Genomic DNA, 18836 nt, shown 5'->3' on the forward strand with positions numbered 1-18836 from the left:
ACCTGGCCCCATGACTGCTCAGCGCCGCCGGCGTCTCGTCCTCGCCTCCCAGTCCCCCGCCCGGCTCGGGCTGCTCCGCCAGGCCGGGCTCGCCCCCGAGGTGCTCGTCAGCGGCGTCGACGAGGACGCCGTGACCGCCCCGACCCCCGCCGAGCTGGCCCTCGCGCTCGCCGAGGCCAAGGCCTCCGTCGTGGCCGCGAAGCCCGAGGTGCACGGCGCCCTGGTGATCGGCTGCGACTCGGTGCTGGACCTGGACGGCCGGGCCCTCGGCAAGCCCGCCGACGCCGAGGAGGCCACCGCCCGCTGGAAGGCGATGCGCGGGCGCGCGGGCACGCTGCAGACCGGCCACTGCGTCTGGGACACCGCCACCGGCCGCCACGTCTCGGCCATCGCCTCCACCGTCGTCCGCTTCGGCGAGCCGAGCGACGAGGAGATCGCCGCCTACGTCGCCTCGGGCGAGCCGCTGCACGTCGCCGGGGCCTTCACCCTGGACGGCCGCTCGGCGCCGTTCATCGACGGCATCGACGGCGACCACGGGAACGTGATCGGCCTCAGCCTGCCCCTCCTGCGGCGCCTGCTCGCCGAGCTCGGCACCGGCATCACGGAGCTGTGGGCGCCGGCGGAGGACTGACCGGGGACCCGCCGTCGCCCTTGCCGTCCCCGGCCGGACCGGCGACCGGCTCCTCCCGGTCGTCGTAGGTCATCAGCAGCAGCACGACGAGGCCCAGCACGAGGAGCATGAACAGGAAGGCGCTCCAGCCCACCGGCCCCCAGGTGAAGGCGCCGAGCAGCCCGTGCACCACGGCCGCGCTGATCAGCAGGATCCGGCCGAGGCCCGCGGGCGGGCGGTCGCGCAGCGCCACGAGCAGGGCGACCAGCCCGCACAGCGCGAAGTAGAGCCCGAAGACGACGCCGCCGATCTTCGAGGACACGGACATCGTGTCCGGGTCGAGACCGGCCAGGGACATGTCCTGCCGGTCGACGACGATCCCCAGGAACCAGTTCAGCGCGGCGACGCCGAGCGCCTCCGCGAAGAGCACGACCGCCACGGTCCACGCCACCGGTCTGCGTACCCTCACCGGTCCCCACCCACTTTCGACCGCTGCCGCGCAGGACAGCTGTTACCCCAAGTACGTTCGAGACCCCACGAACGTTACTAACGGGTAAACCTCGCGACAAGGGGTCTGCCACGAGCAAAGAATCATTGGGCCATTCGTAGGGACTCCACAAAGAAACGGAGTGGCTCGCAGCACGCTCTCATAGAGACCTTGACCACATGGGAGGGCTAGGGTTTGCCCGAGGAGTGCTGCGTATCGCGGTGCGGCAAGGGTTTTCGCGGGTCGAGCGAGCCTCGAATCACGCTCCGTGTGGGCAAGCTCACCATTGGGGACGGGTCGAAGTGCCGTGTCGGCAGTCCCTAAACTCGGCTTGTTTCAAGGAGGGAGCCTCAATCGTGCGCAAGGTGCTCATCGCCAACCGTGGCGAAATCGCTGTCCGCGTGGCCCGGGCCTGCCGGGACGCCGGGATCGCGAGCGTGGCCGTCTACGCGGACCCGGACCGGGACGCTCTGCATGTCCGCGCCGCTGATGAGGCGTTCGCCCTGGGTGGTGACACCCCCGCCACCAGCTACCTGGACATCACCAAGGTGCTGAAGGCCGCGAGCGAGTCGGGCGCGGACGCCATCCACCCCGGGTACGGCTTCCTCTCGGAGAACGCCGAGTTCGCGCAGGCGGTCCTGGACGCGGGTCTCATCTGGATCGGCCCGCCGCCGCAGGCCATCCGCGACCTGGGTGACAAGGTCGCCGCCCGGCACATCGCCCAGCGCGCCGGCGCTCCGCTGGTCGCCGGTACCCCGGACCCCGTCTCGGGCGCGGAGGAGGTCGTGGCCTTCGCGAAGGAGCACGGCCTGCCGATCGCCATCAAGGCGGCCTTCGGCGGCGGCGGACGCGGCCTGAAGGTCGCCCGCACCCTCGAAGAGGTGCCGGAGCTGTACGACTCCGCCGTGCGTGAGGCGGTGGCCGCGTTCGGCCGCGGCGAGTGCTTCGTCGAGCGCTACCTCGACAAGCCCCGCCACGTGGAGACCCAGTGCCTGGCCGACAGCCACGGCAACGTGGTCGTGGTCTCCACCCGTGACTGCTCGCTGCAGCGCCGCCACCAGAAGCTGGTGGAGGAGGCCCCGGCGCCCTTCCTGTCGGACGCCCAGATGGAGGAGCTGTACTCCGCCTCCAAGGCGATCCTGAAGGAGGCCGGCTACGTCGGTGCCGGCACCGTCGAGTTCCTCGTCGGCGCGGACGGGACCGTCTCCTTCCTGGAGGTCAACACGCGCCTCCAGGTGGAGCACCCGGTCACCGAGGAGGTCGCGGGCATCGACCTGGTCCGCGAGATGTTCCGCATCGCCGACGGCGAGGAGCTCGGCTACGGCGACCCGGAGCTGCGCGGCCACTCGTTCGAGTTCCGCATCAACGGCGAGGACCCGGGCCGGAACTTCCTCCCGGCCCCCGGCACCGTCACCACCTTCGCCCCGCCCTCCGGTCCCGGCGTCCGCCTGGACGCGGGCGTGGAGTCCGGCAGCGTGATCGGCCCGGCGTGGGACTCGCTGCTGGCGAAGCTGATCGTCACCGGCCGCACCCGCAAGGAGGCCCTGCAGCGTGCCGCCCGCGCGCTGGAGGAGTTCCAGGTCGAGGGCATGGCCACCGCCATCCCGTTCCACCGCGCGGTCGTCCGGGACCCCGCCTTCGCCCCCGAGCTGACCGGCTCCACCGACCCCTTCACGGTCCACACCCGCTGGATCGAGACGGAGTTCGTCAACGAGATCAAGCCGTTCACCGCCCCCGCGGACGTGGAGGCGGAAGAGGACGCGGGCCGCGAGACGGTCGTCGTCGAGGTCGGCGGCAAGCGCCTGGAGGTCTCCCTCCCGGCGTCGCTGGGCATGTCGCTGGCCCGCACCGGTCTGGCGGCCGGTGCCAAGCCGAAGCGCCGCGCGGCGAAGAAGTCGGGCCCGACGGCCTCCGGCGACACCCTCGCCTCGCCGATGCAGGGCACGATCGTGAAGGTCGCGGTGGAGGAGGGCCAGGAGGTCCAGGAGGGCGACCTGATCGTCGTCCTGGAGGCCATGAAGATGGAGCAGCCCCTCAACGCCCACAAGTCCGGCACCATCAAGGGCCTGGGCGCCGAGGTCGGTGCGTCCGTCACCTCGGGCGCCGCGATCTGCGAGATCAAGGACTGACACCCGCACGACAGCAGGACGACCGGGGCGCCCGGCGGACCGTCTCCCACGGTCCGCCGGGCGCCCCGCCGTTCTCACGGGGAACGCGACGGACCCGTGCGGCCCCTCAGCGCCGGCGCAGGTCCGCGACCCGGGCCCGCTCCGCCCCGGCGTTCTGCTCGCCGAGCGCCGTGGCCGTCCGCAGTGCCGCCCCCGCGCCGGGAACCTGGCGGCGCGGCCCGGGCAGCGGCACGTCCCGGCGCTGCCGTGCCGGAGCCGCCTCAGCCGGGGCGGCCTGGTGATTTCCCGCGTCGGCCGCACCCCCCGGCGCCCCGGCCACGGCGATCTGCACGCCCTGGTCGGCCAGGGCCTGGAGCTCCGTGGCCGCGCGGTCGTCGTGGCCGGGCGGATCGTCCGTCACCAGGCGGGTGATGAGGTCCGTCGGCACGGTCTGGAACATGGTGTCCGTGCCCAGCTTGGAGTGGTCGGCGAGGACGACGACCTCGGCGGCGGCCTGCACCAGCGCGCGGTCGACGGACGCCGACAGCATGTTGGACGTCGACAGGCCCCGCTCCGCCGTCAGACCGCTGCCGGACAGGAAGGCCTTGGACACCCGCAGCCCCTGGAGGGACTGCTCGGCGCCGCTGCCGACCAGGGCGTAGTTGGACCCCCGCAGCGTGCCGCCGGTCATGACGACCTCGACGCGGTTGGCGTGGGCGAGGGCCTGGGCCACCAGCAGCGAGTTGGTGACGACGGTCAGCCCGGGCACCCGCGCGAGCCGGCGCGCCAGCTCCTGGGTGGTGGTCCCCGCCCCCACCACGATGGCCTCGCCCTCTTCGACGAGGCCCGCGGCGAGGTCGGCGATGGCCGTCTTCTCGGCGGTCGCGAGATGGGACTTCTGCGGAAAGCCGGACTCCCGCGTGAACCCGCCCGGCAGTACCGCACCGCCGTGCCGGCGGTCGAGGAGTCCTTCTGCCTCCAGTGCGCGCACGTCCCGCCGTACGGTCACTTCGGAGGTCTGGACGACGCGGGCGAGCTCACGGAGCGACACGGCCCCGTTCGCTCGCACCATTTCGAGGATCAATTGGCGACGTTCTGCAGCGAACACGAAACTGACAGTAACCCCAACGACCGTCTGCTTTCAGCAGTATGCGCCGGATAACAGAAGTTGTTCGCACGGCAGGGACGGAAGTGGTATACGCGCTCACTCCGGACGCCCCTGCCACCCGCGGGCCCCGCGACTCCCCGTGACCGACGGGGACCGGTTCCGGCCGCGTCAGCCCTCTCCGTTGGTCTTCCGGGTGTGCAGCTGCCGCGCCACCTCGGCGACCGATCCCGAAAGGGAGGGGTAGACCGTGAAGGCGTTCGCGATCTGCTCGACCGTCAGGTTGTTGTCGACGGCGATCGAGATGGGGTGGATGAGCTCGGAGGCGCGCGGCGCCACCACCACACCGCCGACCACGATCTCGGTGCCGGGCCGGCAGAAGATCTTGACGAAGCCGTCCCGGATGCCCTGCATCTTGGCGCGCGGGTTGCGCAGCAGGGGCAGTTTCACCACCCGGGCGTCGATCTTGCCCGCGTCCACGTCGGCCTGCGAGTAGCCGACGGTGGCGATCTCGGGGTCGGTGAAGACGTTGGCGGAGACGGTCTTGAGGTTCAGCGGGGTCACCGCGTCGCCGAGGAAGTGGTACATGGCGATGCGTCCCTGCATCGCCGCCACCGAGGCCAGCGCGAAGACACCGGTGACGTCACCGGCGGCGTACACGCCGGGAGCCGAGGTCCTCGACACCCGGTCGGTCCGGATGTGCCCGGAGTCCTTGAGCTTGACCCCGGCCTCCTCCAGGCCCATGCCCTCGGTGTTGGGGATGGCGCCGACGGCCATCAGGCAGTGCGACCCGGTGATGACGCGCCCGTCGGCCAGCGTCACCTCCACCCGGTCCCCGACGCGCTTGGCGGACTGGGCCCGCGACCGCGCCATGACGTTCATCCCGCGCCGTCGGAACACGTCCTCCAGGACGGCGGCGGCGTCCGGGTCCTCGCCGGGCAGCACCCGGTCGCGCGAGGACACGAGCGTCACCTTGGACCCCAGCGCCTGGTAGGCGCCGGCGAACTCGGCACCGGTCACACCGGAGCCGACGACGATGAGCTCCTCCGGCAGCTCCTCCAGGTCGTAGACCTGGGTCCAGTTGAGGATGCGCTCACCGTCGGGCCGCGCGTCGGGGAGCTCCCTCGGGTGCCCGCCGGTCGCGATCAGCACCGCGTCCGCGGTCAGCGTCTCCTCGCTCCCGTCGGCGGCCCGCACCACGACCTTCCGCGACCCGTCGAGGGCCTGCATGCCCTCCAGCCGTCCGCGCCCGCGCACGACCCGCGCGCCCGCGCGCGTCACGGAGGCGGTGATGTCGTGGGACTGCGCCAGCGCGAGCCGCTTCACACGCCGGTTGACCTTGCCCAGGTCCACGCCGACCACCCGGGCGGCCTGCTCCATGGGCGGGGTGTCGTCGGCGACGATGATCCCCAGCTCCTCGTACGAGGAGTCGAAGGTGGTCATCACCTCGGCCGTGGCGATCAGAGTCTTGGACGGCACGCAGTCGGTCAGCACCGACGCCCCGCCCAGGCCGTCGCAGTCGACGACGGTCACCTCCGCGCCGAGCTGCGCGGCCACCAGGGCCGCTTCGTATCCGCCGGGTCCGCCACCGATGATCACGATCCGAGTCACGTACTCCATTGTCCCGCACCGCACGACGGGGGACCGTCCGGGGGCACGTCTGTGACGACGGCGACACCCGGGACGCCTGCCGTACGCTCTCCCCCATGTCGCTCTACGCCGCATACGCCGGCAACCTCGACGCGCGGTTGATGACCCGTCGCGCCCCGCACTCGCCGCTGCGTGCCACCGGCTGGCTGAACGGGTGGCGGCTGACCTTCGGGGGCGAGCACATGGGCTGGGAGGGCGCGCTCGCGACCCTGGTGGAGGACCCGCTCTCCCAGGTCTTCGTCGCCCTGTACGACCTCGCCCCGATGGACGAGGACTCGCTCGACCGCTGGGAGGGCGTGGGCCTGGACATATACCGCCGCGTGCGCGTGCGCGTCCACACCCTGGACGGCGAGGAGGGCGCCTGGACGTACGTCCTGAACGCCTACGAGGGCGGCCTGCCCTCCGCCCGCTACCTGGGTGAGGTGGCCGACGCGGCGGAATCGGCGGGCGCGCCCCACGACTACGTCATGGAGCTCCGCAAGCGCCCCTGCTGAGCGGCGCCCTCGTCGGAAACGACAAAACAACAATCACGATCCCGTGAGCTCCGTCATCTACGCGCGTAGGCGCAAACCGGCTACCCTCATCGGCGTGAACGCATCTCTTCTTCCGGACGACATCCAGGGCGACCCCTACGCCGCCGCCGACGCCGCCGCGGCCCGCCTGCGCGAACTCACCGGCGCCGAGACCCACGACGTAGCCCTCGTGATGGGCTCCGGCTGGGCACCGGCCGTGGACGCCCTGGGCGACCCCGAGGCCGATCTCCAGGTCACCGACCTGCCGGGCTTCCCCAAGCCCGCAGTGGAGGGTCACGGCGGCAGGATCCGCTCGTACTCCATCGGCGACAAGCGCGCGCTGGTCTTCCTGGGCCGCACCCACTACTACGAGGGCCACGGCGTGGCCGCCGTCTCCCACGGCGTCCGCACGGCCGTCGCCGCCGGCGCCAAGACGATCATCCTGACCAACGGCTGCGGCGGCCTGCGCGAGGGCATGCGCCCCGGCCAGCCGGTCCTGATCAGCGACCACATCAACCTCACCGCCACCTCCCCCATCGTGGGCGCGAACTTCGTCGACCTCACCGACCTCTACTCCCCCCGCCTGCGCGCCCTGTGCAAGGAGGTGGACCCCACGCTGGAGGAGGGCGTCTACGCCCAGTTCCCCGGCCCGCACTACGAGACCCCGGCCGAGATCCGCATGGCCCGCGTCATCGGTGCCGACCTGGTGGGCATGTCGACGGTCCTGGAGGCGATCGCCGCCCGCGAGGCCGGCGCGGAGGTGCTGGGCATCTCGCTGGTGACCAACCTCGCCGCCGGCATGACGGGCGAGCCCCTCAACCACGAGGAGGTCCTCCAGGCGGGCCGCGATTCCGCGACGCGGATGGGCGCGCTGCTGACGCAGGTACTGGGCCGGCTGTAGCCGACGCGCCCCGGCGCTGCCGGGGCGCCTCCCCGACCGTTCGGGCACTGGGGGGTACGCCCGAGCGGGGTGACGGCCGTCAGTCGCGTACGGCGGGAAGGGGACGTGCGGGGGGTGTCCGCCCGCAGCGGTCGGCGCGTCCACGCCCCGCCTGCTGTCGAGGAACCGATTCCGCGCCGTTCCGAGGACGGACACCCCCGGCGCGGCCCCGCCCCACAGACCGCCCAAGGCGCCACGCGCACCCCCACCGGACCCGCACAGGCGCCGCAGGCATCACGTACGACCGACCCCCCACCGACCACATGAGAGGCTGACCGACGTGCACGACGACGACCTCCTCGCACGCGCCAGGACATGGCTGGCCGAGGACCCCGACGCGGACACCCGCGCGGAGCTCGCCAAGCTCATCGACACCGAGGACCACGCCGAGCTCGCCGCACGTTTCGCCGGCACCCTCCAGTTCGGCACGGCGGGCCTGCGCGGCGAACTGGGCGCCGGTCCGATGCGCATGAACCGCTCCGTCGTCATCCGGGCCGCCGCAGGCCTCGCCGCGTACCTCAAGAAGCAGGGGACCCCCCACGGGGACGACACGGCCGGCCTCGTCGTCATCGGCTACGACGCCCGCCACAAGTCCGCGGACTTCGCCCGCGACACCGCCGCCGTCATGACCGGCGCCGGTCTGCGGGCGGCCGTCCTCCCCCGCCCCCTCCCCACCCCCGTCCTGGCGTTCGCCATCCGGCACCTCGGCGCGGTCGCCGGAGTCGAGGTCACCGCCAGCCACAACCCGCCCCGCGACAACGGCTACAAGGTCTACCTCGGCGACGGCTCCCAGATCGTGCCCCCCGCCGACGCCGGCATCGCCGCGGAGATCGACGCCGTCCGTTCCCTGGACGACGTCCCCCGCCCCACCACCGGCTGGCAGACCCTGGGCGACGACGTCCTGGACGCCTACCTCGCCCGCACGGACGCGGTCCTCTCCCCCGGCTCCCCCCGTACCGCCCGCACCGTCTACACGGCGATGCACGGCGTCGGCAAGGACGCCCTCCTCGCCGCCTTCGCCCGCGCCGGTTTCCCGGAGCCGGTCCTCGTCGCCGAGCAGGCCGATCCCGACCCGGACTTCCCCACCGTCGCCTTCCCCAACCCGGAAGAGCCCGGTGCGATGGACCTGGCCTTCGCGAAGGCCCGCGAGACCGGCCCGGACCTGGTCATCGCCAACGACCCGGACGCCGACCGCTGCGCCGTCGCGGTGCACGACGGCACCGACTGGCGCATGCTCCGCGGCGACGAGGTCGGTGCGCTCCTCGCCGCCCACCTGGTCGCCCGCGGAGCGCACGGCACGTTCGCCGAGTCGATCGTCTCCTCCTCCCTCCTCGGCCGCATCGCCGAGAAGGCGGGCCTGCCGTACGAGGAGACCCTGACCGGCTTCAAGTGGATCGCCCGCGTGGAGAACATCCGCTACGGCTACGAGGAGGCCCTCGGCTACTGCGTCGACCCGGAGGGCGTCCGCGACAAGGACGGCATCACCGCGGCGCTGCTGGTCACGGAACTCGCCTCCGTCCTCAAGGCGGAGGGCCGCACCCTCCTGGACCTCCTCGACGACCTCGCCGTGGAGCACGGCCTGCACGCCACCGACCAGCTCTCGGTCCGCGTCGAGGACCTCTCCCTGATCGCCGCCGCGATGCACCGCCTGCGCGAGCAGCCCCCCACGCGCCTCGCCGGTCTGCCGGTCACGAAGGCCGAGGACCTCACCCGGGGCACGGACACGCTCCCGCCCACGGACGGCCTGCGCTACACGCTCGACGGCGCCCGGGTGATCGTCCGCCCGAGCGGCACGGAGCCCAAGCTGAAGTGCTACCTGGAGGTCGTCGTCCCGGTCGCCGCGCACACCGGCCTCCCCGAGGCCCGCGCGAGGGCGACGGAGCTGCTGGCGGCACTGAAGCAGGACCTCTCGGCAGCGGCGGGCATCTGACAGGAGCCTTCAGGCTTCCGCCCGGGCCCTGACCCCGGCCCCGGCCCCGGCCCCGGCCCCGGCCCCGACGATGGGGTGCCCCCACCCGGCGGCACCCCATCGGGTGTTTTCCCACCCGTCGCCCCGCCCTGCGCACTCCTGGCCGCCCTCCGGGCAACGGTGGACCGGAGGGCGCACCACCGAACACCGCCGGACGCCCCGTAGCGGGACGACCCACGACGGCCGGTCACATCACCCCGGGCCAGGAGCCCGGAAACCCAGGAGTCCGGAAGCTCGGAAACCCGGAAGCCCGGAAGGGCCGTCACCCCACCCCCAGCAGCACCGCCAGCAGCACGGCCCCCGCCACCGCCGGCGCGACGACCTCGTAGGCCCAGCGGACGGTGACCCCGCCCTGCGCGGCACCGCCCTGCGCGGCCTCACCCCGTGCGGCACCGCCCTGTTCCGAGGCCCGCAGTTCGCGTGCCTCGAGCAGTTCCCGCAGCTCGTCCATGGCCCGGTCGCCCTCCGCCCGCACCGGCCCGTCGGCGAGGGCCCCGGACCCGGCGCCCCGGGCGCCGCCGGTCGGGCCCCCGAGGCCGCCGCGCCCGCGGGTGTCCCCGGCCAGGCGCCGTTCCTCCCGCTGCGCCGCCTTCTTGCGGGCACGCAGCGAGACGGGGATGGCCCACAGCTGGTACTTGGTGCCGTCCTGGCCGTAGACCTCGTTGGAGTAGCCGGACCGCAGCGAGGCGACCTGGTCCCAGGGCAGTACGACGACGCGGAGGGGGTTGCGGACGCGCAGCCGCTCCTCGTTCGCGAAGACGGCGGGCCGCACCGTGTAGGCGGCGGCGAGCGGCACGACGAGCAGCATCACGGCGAGCGCCTTCCACGGGGTGTCCCCCTCGCCGGAGACCACCGCGTCGATGCCGAGCCAGGCGACGAGGGCGAGCAGCAGGACGCCGCCGAGGATGCCCGCGGGCGAGCGGTAGACCCGGTCCTTGGGCTCGGGTGCCGAAGGGCGGGGCGAGGGTGACTGGGGCTCCGGGGTCGTCATGCTGCCGATTGTGCCCGACGGGCCGGGCGCCCTTCGGCCGCGGTGCCGGCCGACGGGACGGGCGCCGGGGGCTGTACAGCCGCTACGCGCGTAGATATGCTCGGCTGGTGACCATGCCCACTACCGCACCCACAGCTCACGCTCTCTCGGACGTCACCGCGTCCGACAGCACGCTGCGCCGCTTCCTGCACGGGCTGCCCGGCGTCGACGCGGTCGGCCTGGAGGCGCGCGCCGCGTCCCTCGGCACCCGTTCCATCAAGACCACCGCGAAGGCGTACGCCATCGACCTCGCCATCTCGATGGTCGACCTGACGACGCTGGAAGGCGCGGACACCCCGGGCAAGGTCCGGGCGCTCGGCGCCAAGGCGGTCCACCCCGACCCCACGGACCGCGCCACGCCCAGCACGGCCGCGGTCTGCGTCTATCCCGACATGGTGGCCGCGGCCAAGGAGGCCGTCGCCGGCTCCGGCGTGAAGGTCGCCTCCGTCGCCACCGCCTTCCCGGCCGGCCGCGCCGCCCTGGAGGTGAAGCTCGCCGACGTGAAGGACGCCGTCGCCGCGGGCGCCGACGAGATCGACATGGTCATCGACCGTGGCGCGTTCCTCGCCGGCAAGTACCTCAAGGTGTACGACGAGATCGTCGCCGTGAAGGCGGCCTGCGGCACGAGCGCCCGCCTCAAGGTCATCTTCGAGACCGGCGAGCTGTCGACGTACGACAACATCCGTCGCGCCTCCTGGCTGGGCATGCTCGCCGGCGCCGACTTCATCAAGACCTCCACCGGCAAGGTCGCGGTGAACGCCACCCCCGCCAACACCCTGCTGATGCTCGAGGCCGTTCGGGACTTCCGGGCGCAGACCGGCGTCCAGGTCGGCGTGAAGCCGGCCGGCGGGATCCGCACCAGCAAGGACGCGATCAAGTTCCTCGTCCTGGTCAACGAGACCGTCGGCGACGACTGGCTGGACAACCACTGGTTCCGCTTCGGCGCCTCCTCGCTCCTGAACGACCTGCTGATGCAGCGTCAGAAGCTGGCCACCGGCCGCTACTCCGGCCCCGACTACGTGACGGTGGACTGATCCCCATGGCTTCCGCATTCGAGTACGCACCGGCGCCCGAGTCCCGCTCGGTCGTCGACATCGCCCCCGCCTACGGCCTGTTCGTCGACGGCGAGTTCGTCGACGCGGCCGACGGCAAGGTCTTCAAGACGGTCAGCCCGAGCACGGAGGAGGTCCTCTCCGAGGTCGCCCAGGCCGGTGCCGAGGACGTCGACCGCGCGGTGAGGGCGGCCCGCAAGGCGTTCGAGAAGTGGTCGGCGCTGCCCGGCTCCGAGCGCGCCAAGTACCTGTTCCGCATCGCGCGGATCATCCAGGAGCGCAGCCGCGAGCTGGCCGTCCTGGAGACGCTGGACAACGGCAAGCCGATCAGGGAGACCCGCGACGCGGACCTCCCGCTGGTCGCCGCGCACTTCTTCTACTACGCCGGCTGGGCCGACAAGCTCGACCACGCCGGTTTCGGCCCGGGCCCGAAGCCGCTGGGCGTGGCGGGCCAGGTCATCCCCTGGAACTTCCCGCTGCTCATGCTGGCGTGGAAGATCGCCCCGGCGCTGGCGACGGGCAACACGGTGGTCCTCAAGCCCGCCGAGACGACCCCTCTCTCCGCCCTGTTCTTCGCCGACATCTGCCGCCAGGCGGGCCTGCCCAGGGGTGTCGTCAACATCCTCCCGGGCTACGGCGACGCCGGTGCCGCGCTCGTCGCGCACCCCGACGTGAACAAGGTCGCCTTCACCGGCTCCACGGCCGTCGGCAAGGAGATCGCGCGCACGGTCGCGGGCACCCGCAAGAAGCTGACGCTGGAGCTGGGCGGCAAGGGCGCCAACATCGTCTTCGACGACGCGCCCGTGGACCAGGCCGTCGAGGGCATCGTCAACGGCATCTTCTTCAACCAGGGCCAGGTCTGCTGCGCGGGCTCCCGCCTCCTCGTCCAGGAGTCGATCCACGACGAGCTGCTGGACTCCCTCAAGCGCCGCCTGTCCACGCTGCGCCTGGGCGACCCGCTGGACAAGAACACGGACATCGGCGCGATCAACTCCGCCGAGCAGCTGGCCCGGATCACCGCGCTCGCCGACCGCGGCGAGGCGGAGGGCGCCGAGCGCTGGTCCCCGGCCTGCGAACTGCCCTCCTCCGGCTACTGGTTCGCCCCGACGCTCTTCACGAACGTCACCCAGGCACACACCGTCGCCCGCGACGAGATCTTCGGCCCGGTGCTGTCGGTCCTCACCTTCCGCACCCCGGACGAGGCCGTGGCCAAGGCCAACAACACCCCGTACGGCCTGTCGGCGGGCATCTGGACGGAGAAGGGCTCGCGCATCCTCGCGGTCGCGAACAAGCTCCGCGCGGGCGTGATCTGGTCCAACACGTTCAACAAGTTCGACCCGACCTCGCCGTTCGGCGGATACAAGGAGTCGGGCTTCGGCCGCGAGGGCGGCCGCCACGGCCTGGAGGCGTACCTCGATGTCTGACACGCGACTCAGTGTCTTCAAGACCTACAAGCTGTACGTGGGCGGGAAGTTCCCGCGTTCCGAGAGCGGCCGGGTGTACGAGGTGACCGACGCAAAGGGCAAGTGGCTGGCGAACGCCCCGCTCTCCTCCCGCAAGGACGCCCGTGACGCGGTGGTCGCCGCGCGCAAGGCGTTCGGCGGCTGGTCCGGGGCGACGGCGTACAACCGCGGGCAGATCCTCTACCGCGTCGCCGAGATGCTGGAGGGCCGCCGCGACCAGTACGTCGCGGAGGTCGCCGACGCCGAGGGTCTGTCGAAGTCCAAGGCGGCCGCGGTCGTGGACGCGACGATCGACCGCTGGGTCTGGTATGCGGGCTGGACCGACAAGATCGCCCAGGTGGTCGGCGGCGGCAACCCGGTCGCGGGCCCGTTCTTCAACCTCTCCTCCCCGGAGCCGACCGGGGTGGTCGCCGTCCTCGCCCCGCAGGAGTCGTCCTTCCTGGGCCTGGTCTCGGTCGTCGCCCCGGTCATCGCCACCGGCAACACGGCGGTCGTGATCGCGAGCGAGAAGTCCCCGCTGCCGGCCCTCTCCCTCGGCGAGGTCCTGGCCACCTCCGACCTGCCCGGCGGCGTGGTCAACATCCTCTCCGGCCGTACGGCGGAGATCGCCGCACCGCTCGCCGCCCACCAGGACGTCAACGCGATCGACCTCGCGGGCGCCGACGAGGCGCTGGCGAAGGAGCTGGAGATCGCGGCGGCGGACAACCTCAAGCGCGTCCTGCGTCCACAGCCTGTGGAGGACTGGACGGCGACGCCCGGCACGGACCGCATGACGGCGTTCCTGGAGACCAAGACGGTCTGGCACCCGACGGGCTCCCTGGGCGCGTCCGGTTCCGCGTACTGAGGCACCCGCGAGCGAGCCGCGCCCTTCCGCCGTCCGGGAAGGGCGCGGCTCCGCGCGTGCCGGGTCGGCGTCGCCGCCGCCTCCGGCTCCGGGTCGTCACGGAATGCTTCGCGCCGCCCCGACGTCATCACGGAGGGTGACCGTACCACTGCGTGGCGTCGCCGGGGTGTGACGCGCGCTGCAAAGCCCGCCCGCGGGCTCGTACGCCGCCCGGTCGATGCCTCACACTGGTGTCCCGTGACCTCCCCTCCGCCCATACCGACGCGAGTCGTGCTGCTCTGCGGCCCCTCCGGCTCCGGCAAGTCCCTCCTCGCCGCCCACTCCGGTCTCCCGGTTCTGAGGCTCGACGACTTCTACAAGGAGGGCACCGACCCGACGCTGCCGCTGGTGGCGGGGAGTTCCGACATCGACTGGGACCACCCCGGCTCGTGGGACGCGGACGCGGCCGTCGCCGCGATCACGGAGCTGTGCCGGTCGGGCCGTACGCACGTGCCCGTCTACGACATCTCGCTCAGCGCGCGCACCGGCGAGGACGCGGTCGACATCGGGCGCACCCCGGTGTTCCTCGCGGAGGGCATCTTCGCCGCGGAGATCGTCGCGCGCTGCCGTGAACTGGGTGTCCTGGCGGACGCGTTGTGTCTGAGCCGGGGGCCGCTGACCACCTTCCGGCGGCGCTTCCTGCGGGATCTGCGGGAGGGCCGCAAGTCCGTGCCGTTCCTGCTGCGCCGCGGCTGGCGGCTGATGCGTCAGGAGCGGACGATCATCGCCCGGCAGACGGCCCTGGGCGCCCACGCCTGCGACCGCGACGAGGCGATGGGCCGCCTGGCCGCGGCGGCGGGCCGCCGCCCCACGGCACGTACGACGCGTACGGCGGTGTGACGGGCGTACGCGGGGCGCGTACGCGAGGAGACGCAAAGAGAACGGGACTGGACGGACCCCCCGGCCCTCCAGTCCCGCTTCCTTGTGCTCCCCCGTGTTCCCCGTTTCCCCCCGTTTCCCCCGTCCCCCGTTGTTCCCCCGTGGTACTTCCCCCGTGAGTAAGAGCCCGGGACCACCCCCGTGATACACCCGGGCTCCAACTTTTTTTCGCCCCCCCCGGGGTCCCCCGCCCCCCGGACCTTCAGGCGACCAGTTCGCCGAAGGCGTCCTCCCGGTCACGGCCGAAGCTGAGGACCTCGTCGTCGCGCAGCCGGCGCAGCGAGCGCCAGATGCTGGACTTCACCGTGCCGACACTGATGCCGAGGATGTCCGCGATCTCCGGGTCCGTGCGGCCCTCGTAGTAGCGCAGGACCAGCATGGTGCGCTGGAGTTCGGGGAGCCGGGCCAGCGCCTGCCACAGGACCGTGCGCAGCTCGGTGCCGCGCATGGCGTCCGTGTCGCCGGGCGTCTCCGGCAGTTCCTCGGTCGGGTACTCGTTGAGCTTGCGGCGCCGCCAGGCGCTGATGTGCAGGTTGGTCATGGTGCGGCGGAGGTATCCGCCGACCGCCGCCTTGTCGCTGATCCGGTCCCACGCCCGGTAGGTCGAGAACAGCGCGCTCTGCAGCAGGTCCTCGGCCTCGAAGCGGTCGCCGGTGAGGTGGTAGGCGGTGGCGTACAGGGAGGCGCGGCGCTCTCGGACGTAGGCGGTGAACTCCGCCTCCGACAGCGAGCTCCGCTCCCCCGGTGCCTCCCCGTACGCCGGTCCCCCGTACGTCTCCCCCCGGTTCCCCGTCTCCCCCGTGCGTGCGTCGACCACCGTCATGCGGACGGTGTGCTGACGCCCGGTGCCGCGAGCGCACCCCCGCCCGCTCACGGCGGCACCGGACTTCTCGGAACCCCGGTGTGCGTGCACGTCGTGCAGACGCGTGACCACTGCGCTGGTGCTGGTGCCCTTCAGCGTGTTCATCTCGCGCCCCCCGTCGTGGACTTCCGGTGTTCGGACTGCTGTGTCGCTGTGGTGCTGTGGTGCGACGTGCTGTGCTGCTCGTGTCGAAAAGCTTGCCGCGCCGACTTCATGGCCGTGTCCGTCGACTGTCACAGACCTGTCACAGGGGTCGGCCACGGTTGCACCACGGTTCCTTCACAGGGCCTGTCGGCGGGTGGGGACCTCATCCCGGCCCGCGGGTCGTACCCCGGCCCCTCCATGCGCCAGAATGAGCCCGTGCCTTCCCTGTTGCTGATCGAGGACGACGACGCCATCCGGACGGCCCTGGAGCTCTCTCTGACGCGCCAGGGTCATCGCGTGGCGACCGCTGCCAGTGGTGAGGACGGTCTGAAGCTGCTGCGCGAGCAGCGGCCGGATCTGATCGTGCTGGACGTGATGCTGCCCGGCATCGACGGTTTCGAGGTGTGCCGGCGCATCCGGCGCACCGACCAGCTGCCGATCATCCTGCTGACCGCGCGCAACGACGACATCGACGTGGTCGTCGGCCTGGAGTCGGGCGCCGACGACTACGTCGTCAAGCCCGTGCAGGGCCGTGTGCTGGACGCCCGGATCCGGGCCGTACTGCGGCGCGGGGAACGGGAGTCGAGCGACTCGGCGAGCTTCGGCAGCCTCGTCATCGACCGGTCGGCGATGACCGTGACGAAGAACGGCGAGGACCTCCAGCTCACGCCGACCGAGCTGCGGCTGCTGCTGGAGCTGAGCCGGCGGCCGGGGCAGGCGCTGTCGCGGCAGCAGCTGCTGCGACTGGTGTGGGAGCACGACTACCTCGGCGACTCACGGCTGGTGGACGCCTGTGTGCAGCGGCTGCGCGCCAAGGTCGAGGACGTGCCCTCGTCACCGACCCTGATCCGAACCGTGCGGGGCGTGGGCTACCGGTTGGATCCGCCTCAGTGACACAGGAACACCAGGGGGGTTCGCGCGGCTGGACCGCGACGCGCAAGGTAGTCCGGTCCCGGCTGCGCCTCACCAGCCTGCGCCTGCGGCTGGTCGTCGTCTTCGCGCTCGTCGCGCTCACCGCCGCCGTGACGGCGTCGGGCATCGCGTACTGGCTGAACCGCGAGGCGGTGCTCACCCGTACCCAGGACGCCGTGCTGCACGACTTCGAGCGGGAGATGCAGAACCGGGCGGGTGCGCTGCCCGCGCGCCCCACGCAGGACGAGTTGCAGCGCGCCGCGCAGCAGATGGCCGACAGCGGTCAGCACTTCGGCGTGCTGCTCGTCGCCGAGAACGCCGACGGCCGGACGGTGTACGGCAGTTCGGGCGGGCTCGGCGGCTTCTCGCCGGCCGACGTGCCCGAGTCGCTGCGTACCGCGGTGAACAAGCAGCAGAAGGTCTCCTCGACCAACAAGTACCCGTACCACCTGTACTGGCAGCGGGTCGTCGAGGACGGCACCCCCTATCTCGTGGCGGGTTCGAAGGTGATCGGCGGCGGGCCGACCGGTTACCTGTTCAAGTCGCTGGAGCCCGAGGCCAAGGACCTGAACTCGCTGGCCTGGTCGTTGGGCATCGCGACCGGGCTCGCGCTGCTCGGCTCCGCGCTGCTCGCCCAGGCGCTGGCGACGACCGTGCTGAAGCCGGTGCACCGGCTCGGGGTCGCGGCGCGACGGCTCGGCGAGGGCAAGCTGGACACCCGGCTGCGCGTGTCCGGCACCGACGAACTGGCCGATCTGTCCCGGACGTTCAACAGCGCGGCGGAGGCTCTGGAGAAGCGGGTCGCGGACATGGCCGACCGCGAGCAGGCCTCGCGGCGCTTCGTGGCGGACATGAGCCACGAGCTGCGCACGCCGCTGACGGCCATCACCGCCGTCACGGAGGTGCTGGAGGACGAGCTGGAGTTCGAGGGCGGCGGCATCGACCCGATGATCGAACCGGCCGTGCGGCTGGTGGTGAGCGAGACGCGGCGGCTGAACGACCTCGTGGAGAACCTGATGGAGGTCACCCGCTTCGACGCGGGCACCGCCCGGCTGGTCCTGGACGACGTCGACGTCGCCGACCAGATCACCGCCTGCATCGACGCCCGGGCCTGGCTGGACGCCGTGGACCTGGACGCCGAGCGCGGCATCCACGCCCGCCTCGACCCGCGCCGCCTGGACGTCATCCTGGCCAACCTGATCGGCAACGCGCTCAAGCACGGCGGGTCACCGGTACGGGTCTCGGTGACGCGGGCGGACCACGAGGTCGTCATCCGGGTGCGGGACCACGGCCCCGGCATCCCCGAGGACGTCCTACCGCACGTCTTCGACCGCTTCTACAAGGCGAGCGCCTCCCGGCCCCGCTCCGAGGGCAGCGGGCTCGGCCTGTCCATCGCCCTGGAGAACGCCCACATCCACGGCGGCGGGATCACCGCCGAGAACTCCCCCGAGGGCGGTGCGGTGTTCACGCTGCGGCTGCCGCAGGACGCCTCGGTGCCCGCGGAGGAGGACGCCGAGGAAACCGGGGACACCGGGCACGCGGTGGCGGGCGACGGGGGCGGGGACGCGGACCGGGACCAGGGCAAGGACGCGAAGGGACAGGCCTGATGACCGTACGCCGCCTGCCGGCACTCCTCGTGCTCCCCCTGCTGGCCGTGCTGCTCGCCGGGTGCGGGATCCGCGCCACCGAGGTGCCCACGGACTACGGCCCCGCGCCCTCGCGGGTGCGCTGCTCGCTCAGCGAGCCGGCCGGGGCCGCGACCGGCATGCCGGTGCGGGTGTTCCTGCTGTGCGGCTCGTCGCTGGTCGGCGTGGACCGGGCGGTGCGGGTCCCGGACGGCGCCGCCGGCCCGGCACGGCGGGCGCTGGTCGCCCAGGGGCTGCTGGACCAGCTCGCCGTGCCGCCGTCGGCCGCGGAGAAGGAGGCCGGGTACACCACGGACGTGCGCGCCGGCATCACCGTGAAGGGGCCCCGCCCCGGCGACCCCGAGGACACCCTGCGGCTCGGCACCGCGCCCGGCGACCTCACCTCGTACGCCCTCGCCCAGGTGGTCTGCACCTTCTCCGACTCGGCGGCGGCCGAGGGCGACGGTTCCGTGGTGCTGGCCGGGCCCGACGACGAGGCCCCGCGCCGCTACACCTGCACGGAGGGGGTCCGCGCCCGGCCCGGCGACCACGAGCCGCCGTCGCGGGCGGTCGCCGGCGGTTGACACCGGGCCCGGGGCCGTGTG

At 72.6% G+C, this 18836-nt stretch carries 17 protein-coding genes; 12 read left to right on the forward strand and 5 right to left on the reverse strand.

Features of this window, described 5'->3' with window-relative positions; genetic code table 11:
* The first annotated feature begins 10 nt into the window (after positions 1 to 10).
* On the forward strand, positions 11 to 631 hold the full coding sequence (locus JHAT_RS05855) for a nucleoside triphosphate pyrophosphatase (RefSeq protein ID WP_077796950.1): 621 nt from the start codon (positions 11 to 13) through the stop codon (positions 629 to 631).
* Here JHAT_RS05855 and JHAT_RS05860 read toward each other — a convergent pair.
* Complete coding sequence (locus JHAT_RS05860; protein ID WP_077796951.1) at positions 600 to 1079, reverse strand: hypothetical protein; 480 nt, start codon at positions 1077 to 1079, stop codon at positions 600 to 602. The two genes, JHAT_RS05855 and JHAT_RS05860, sit on opposite strands and share 32 nt — an antisense overlap.
* Positions 1080 to 1453: 374 nt before the next feature.
* On the opposite strand from JHAT_RS05860, the gene JHAT_RS05865 reads away from it, so the two are divergent.
* Positions 1454 to 3226, forward strand: coding sequence for a biotin carboxylase N-terminal domain-containing protein (locus JHAT_RS05865; protein WP_077796952.1), 1773 nt, complete (start codon positions 1454 to 1456; stop codon positions 3224 to 3226).
* A gap of 106 nt (positions 3227 to 3332) precedes the next feature.
* On the opposite strand, the gene JHAT_RS05870 is transcribed toward JHAT_RS05865, so the two are convergent.
* Positions 3333 to 4313 carry a DeoR/GlpR family DNA-binding transcription regulator gene (locus JHAT_RS05870; protein WP_077796953.1) on the reverse strand — a complete coding sequence of 327 codons (981 nt, stop codon included), beginning with the start codon at positions 4311 to 4313 and terminating at the stop codon, positions 3333 to 3335.
* Between the two features lie 168 nt (positions 4314 to 4481).
* Entirely contained in the window at positions 4482 to 5930 is a 1449-nt protein-coding gene (locus tag JHAT_RS05875; protein ID WP_171990763.1) for an NAD(P)H-quinone dehydrogenase, read from the reverse strand.
* Positions 5931 to 6016: 86 nt separating this feature from the next.
* On the opposite strand from JHAT_RS05875, the gene JHAT_RS05880 reads away from it, so the two are divergent.
* The 3 genes from JHAT_RS05880 (at position 6017) to JHAT_RS05890 (ending at position 9342) form a co-directional block, all read left to right on the forward strand.
* Positions 6017 to 6454 carry a gamma-glutamylcyclotransferase gene (locus JHAT_RS05880; protein WP_077796954.1) on the forward strand — a complete coding sequence of 146 codons (438 nt, stop codon included), beginning with the start codon at positions 6017 to 6019 and terminating at the stop codon, positions 6452 to 6454.
* 94 nt (positions 6455 to 6548) lie between these two features.
* Positions 6549 to 7373 carry a purine-nucleoside phosphorylase gene (locus JHAT_RS05885; protein WP_077797007.1) on the forward strand — a complete coding sequence of 275 codons (825 nt, stop codon included), beginning with the start codon at positions 6549 to 6551 and terminating at the stop codon, positions 7371 to 7373.
* Between the two features lie 310 nt (positions 7374 to 7683).
* A complete protein-coding gene (locus JHAT_RS05890) occupies positions 7684 to 9342 on the forward strand; it encodes a phospho-sugar mutase (RefSeq protein WP_077797008.1) in 1659 nt (552 codons plus the stop codon).
* 301 nt (positions 9343 to 9643) lie between these two features.
* Here JHAT_RS05890 and JHAT_RS05895 read toward each other — a convergent pair whose 3' ends face one another.
* Positions 9644 to 10372 (reverse strand): PH domain-containing protein, encoded by a 729-nt coding sequence (locus JHAT_RS05895; RefSeq protein WP_077796955.1) that lies wholly within the window; start codon positions 10370 to 10372, stop codon positions 9644 to 9646.
* A gap of 113 nt (positions 10373 to 10485) precedes the next feature.
* On the opposite strand from JHAT_RS05895, the gene deoC reads away from it, so the two are divergent.
* From deoC to JHAT_RS05915, 4 genes are all read left to right on the forward strand, one after another.
* Positions 10486 to 11445, forward strand: a complete 960-nt coding sequence (deoC, locus tag JHAT_RS05900) for a deoxyribose-phosphate aldolase (RefSeq protein WP_077797009.1) — start codon at positions 10486 to 10488, stop codon at positions 11443 to 11445.
* A 5-nt stretch (positions 11446 to 11450) separates the two neighbouring features.
* A complete protein-coding gene (locus tag JHAT_RS05905; protein ID WP_077796956.1) occupies positions 11451 to 12887 on the forward strand; it encodes an aldehyde dehydrogenase family protein in 1437 nt (478 codons plus the stop codon).
* Positions 12880 to 13770, forward strand: coding sequence for an aldehyde dehydrogenase family protein (locus JHAT_RS05910; protein ID WP_077796957.1), 891 nt, complete (start codon positions 12880 to 12882; stop codon positions 13768 to 13770). Before JHAT_RS05905 ends, JHAT_RS05910 begins: the two co-directional genes overlap by 8 nt.
* A 168-nt stretch (positions 13771 to 13938) precedes the next feature.
* Positions 13939 to 14649: a uridine kinase gene (locus JHAT_RS05915; RefSeq protein WP_171990764.1), complete on the forward strand. Its 711-nt coding sequence runs from the start codon at positions 13939 to 13941 to the stop codon at positions 14647 to 14649.
* A gap of 241 nt (positions 14650 to 14890) precedes the next feature.
* Here JHAT_RS05915 and JHAT_RS05920 read toward each other — a convergent pair whose 3' ends face one another.
* The gene (locus tag JHAT_RS05920; protein WP_077796959.1) at positions 14891 to 15655 is read right to left on the reverse strand and encodes a SigE family RNA polymerase sigma factor; all 765 of its coding nucleotides are present in this window, start codon (positions 15653 to 15655) and stop codon (positions 14891 to 14893) included.
* Between the two features lie 255 nt (positions 15656 to 15910).
* Here JHAT_RS05920 and afsQ1 point away from each other — a divergent pair, with 255 nt between their 5' ends.
* The 3 genes from afsQ1 to JHAT_RS05935 are packed head-to-tail and all read left to right on the forward strand — an operon-like array spanning position 15911 to position 18815.
* Positions 15911 to 16588, forward strand: a complete 678-nt coding sequence (gene afsQ1, locus JHAT_RS05925; RefSeq protein WP_029394402.1) for a two-component system response regulator AfsQ1 — start codon at positions 15911 to 15913, stop codon at positions 16586 to 16588.
* Positions 16585 to 18213 (forward strand): HAMP domain-containing sensor histidine kinase, encoded by a 1629-nt coding sequence (locus JHAT_RS05930; protein ID WP_077796961.1) that lies wholly within the window; start codon positions 16585 to 16587, stop codon positions 18211 to 18213. Before afsQ1 ends, JHAT_RS05930 begins: the two co-directional genes overlap by 4 nt.
* On the forward strand, positions 18213 to 18815 hold the full coding sequence (locus JHAT_RS05935) for a hypothetical protein (protein WP_077796962.1): 603 nt from the start codon (positions 18213 to 18215) through the stop codon (positions 18813 to 18815). The genes JHAT_RS05930 and JHAT_RS05935 overlap by 1 nt, the downstream gene beginning before the upstream one ends.
* The last annotated feature ends 21 nt before the right edge of the window (positions 18816 to 18836 follow it).

Origin of the sequence: Streptomyces sp. JHA26 (assembly GCF_002005565.1) — a bacterium.
Taxonomy (GTDB): Bacteria; Actinomycetota; Actinomycetes; order Streptomycetales; family Streptomycetaceae; genus Streptomyces.

Bases quoted from the DNA above. Each gene is read 5' to 3' on its own strand.
- JHAT_RS05920 (WP_077796959.1), bottom strand. From the start codon at position 15,655: ATGAACACGCTGAAGGGCACCAGCACCAGCGCAGTGGTCACGCGTCTG.
- deoC (WP_077797009.1), top strand. From the start codon at position 10,486: ATGCCCACTACCGCACCCACAGCTCACGCTCTCTCGGACGTCACCGCG.
- JHAT_RS05935 (WP_077796962.1), top strand. From the start codon at position 18,213: ATGACCGTACGCCGCCTGCCGGCACTCCTCGTGCTCCCCCTGCTGGCC.
- JHAT_RS05875 (WP_171990763.1), bottom strand. From the start codon at position 5,930: ATGGAGTACGTGACTCGGATCGTGATCATCGGTGGCGGACCCGGCGGA.
- JHAT_RS05905 (WP_077796956.1), top strand. From the start codon at position 11,451: ATGGCTTCCGCATTCGAGTACGCACCGGCGCCCGAGTCCCGCTCGGTC.
- JHAT_RS05880 (WP_077796954.1), top strand. From the start codon at position 6,017: ATGTCGCTCTACGCCGCATACGCCGGCAACCTCGACGCGCGGTTGATG.
- JHAT_RS05910 (WP_077796957.1), top strand. From the start codon at position 12,880: ATGTCTGACACGCGACTCAGTGTCTTCAAGACCTACAAGCTGTACGTG.
- JHAT_RS05895 (WP_077796955.1), bottom strand. From the start codon at position 10,372: ATGACGACCCCGGAGCCCCAGTCACCCTCGCCCCGCCCTTCGGCACCC.
- JHAT_RS05855 (WP_077796950.1), top strand. From the start codon at position 11: ATGACTGCTCAGCGCCGCCGGCGTCTCGTCCTCGCCTCCCAGTCCCCC.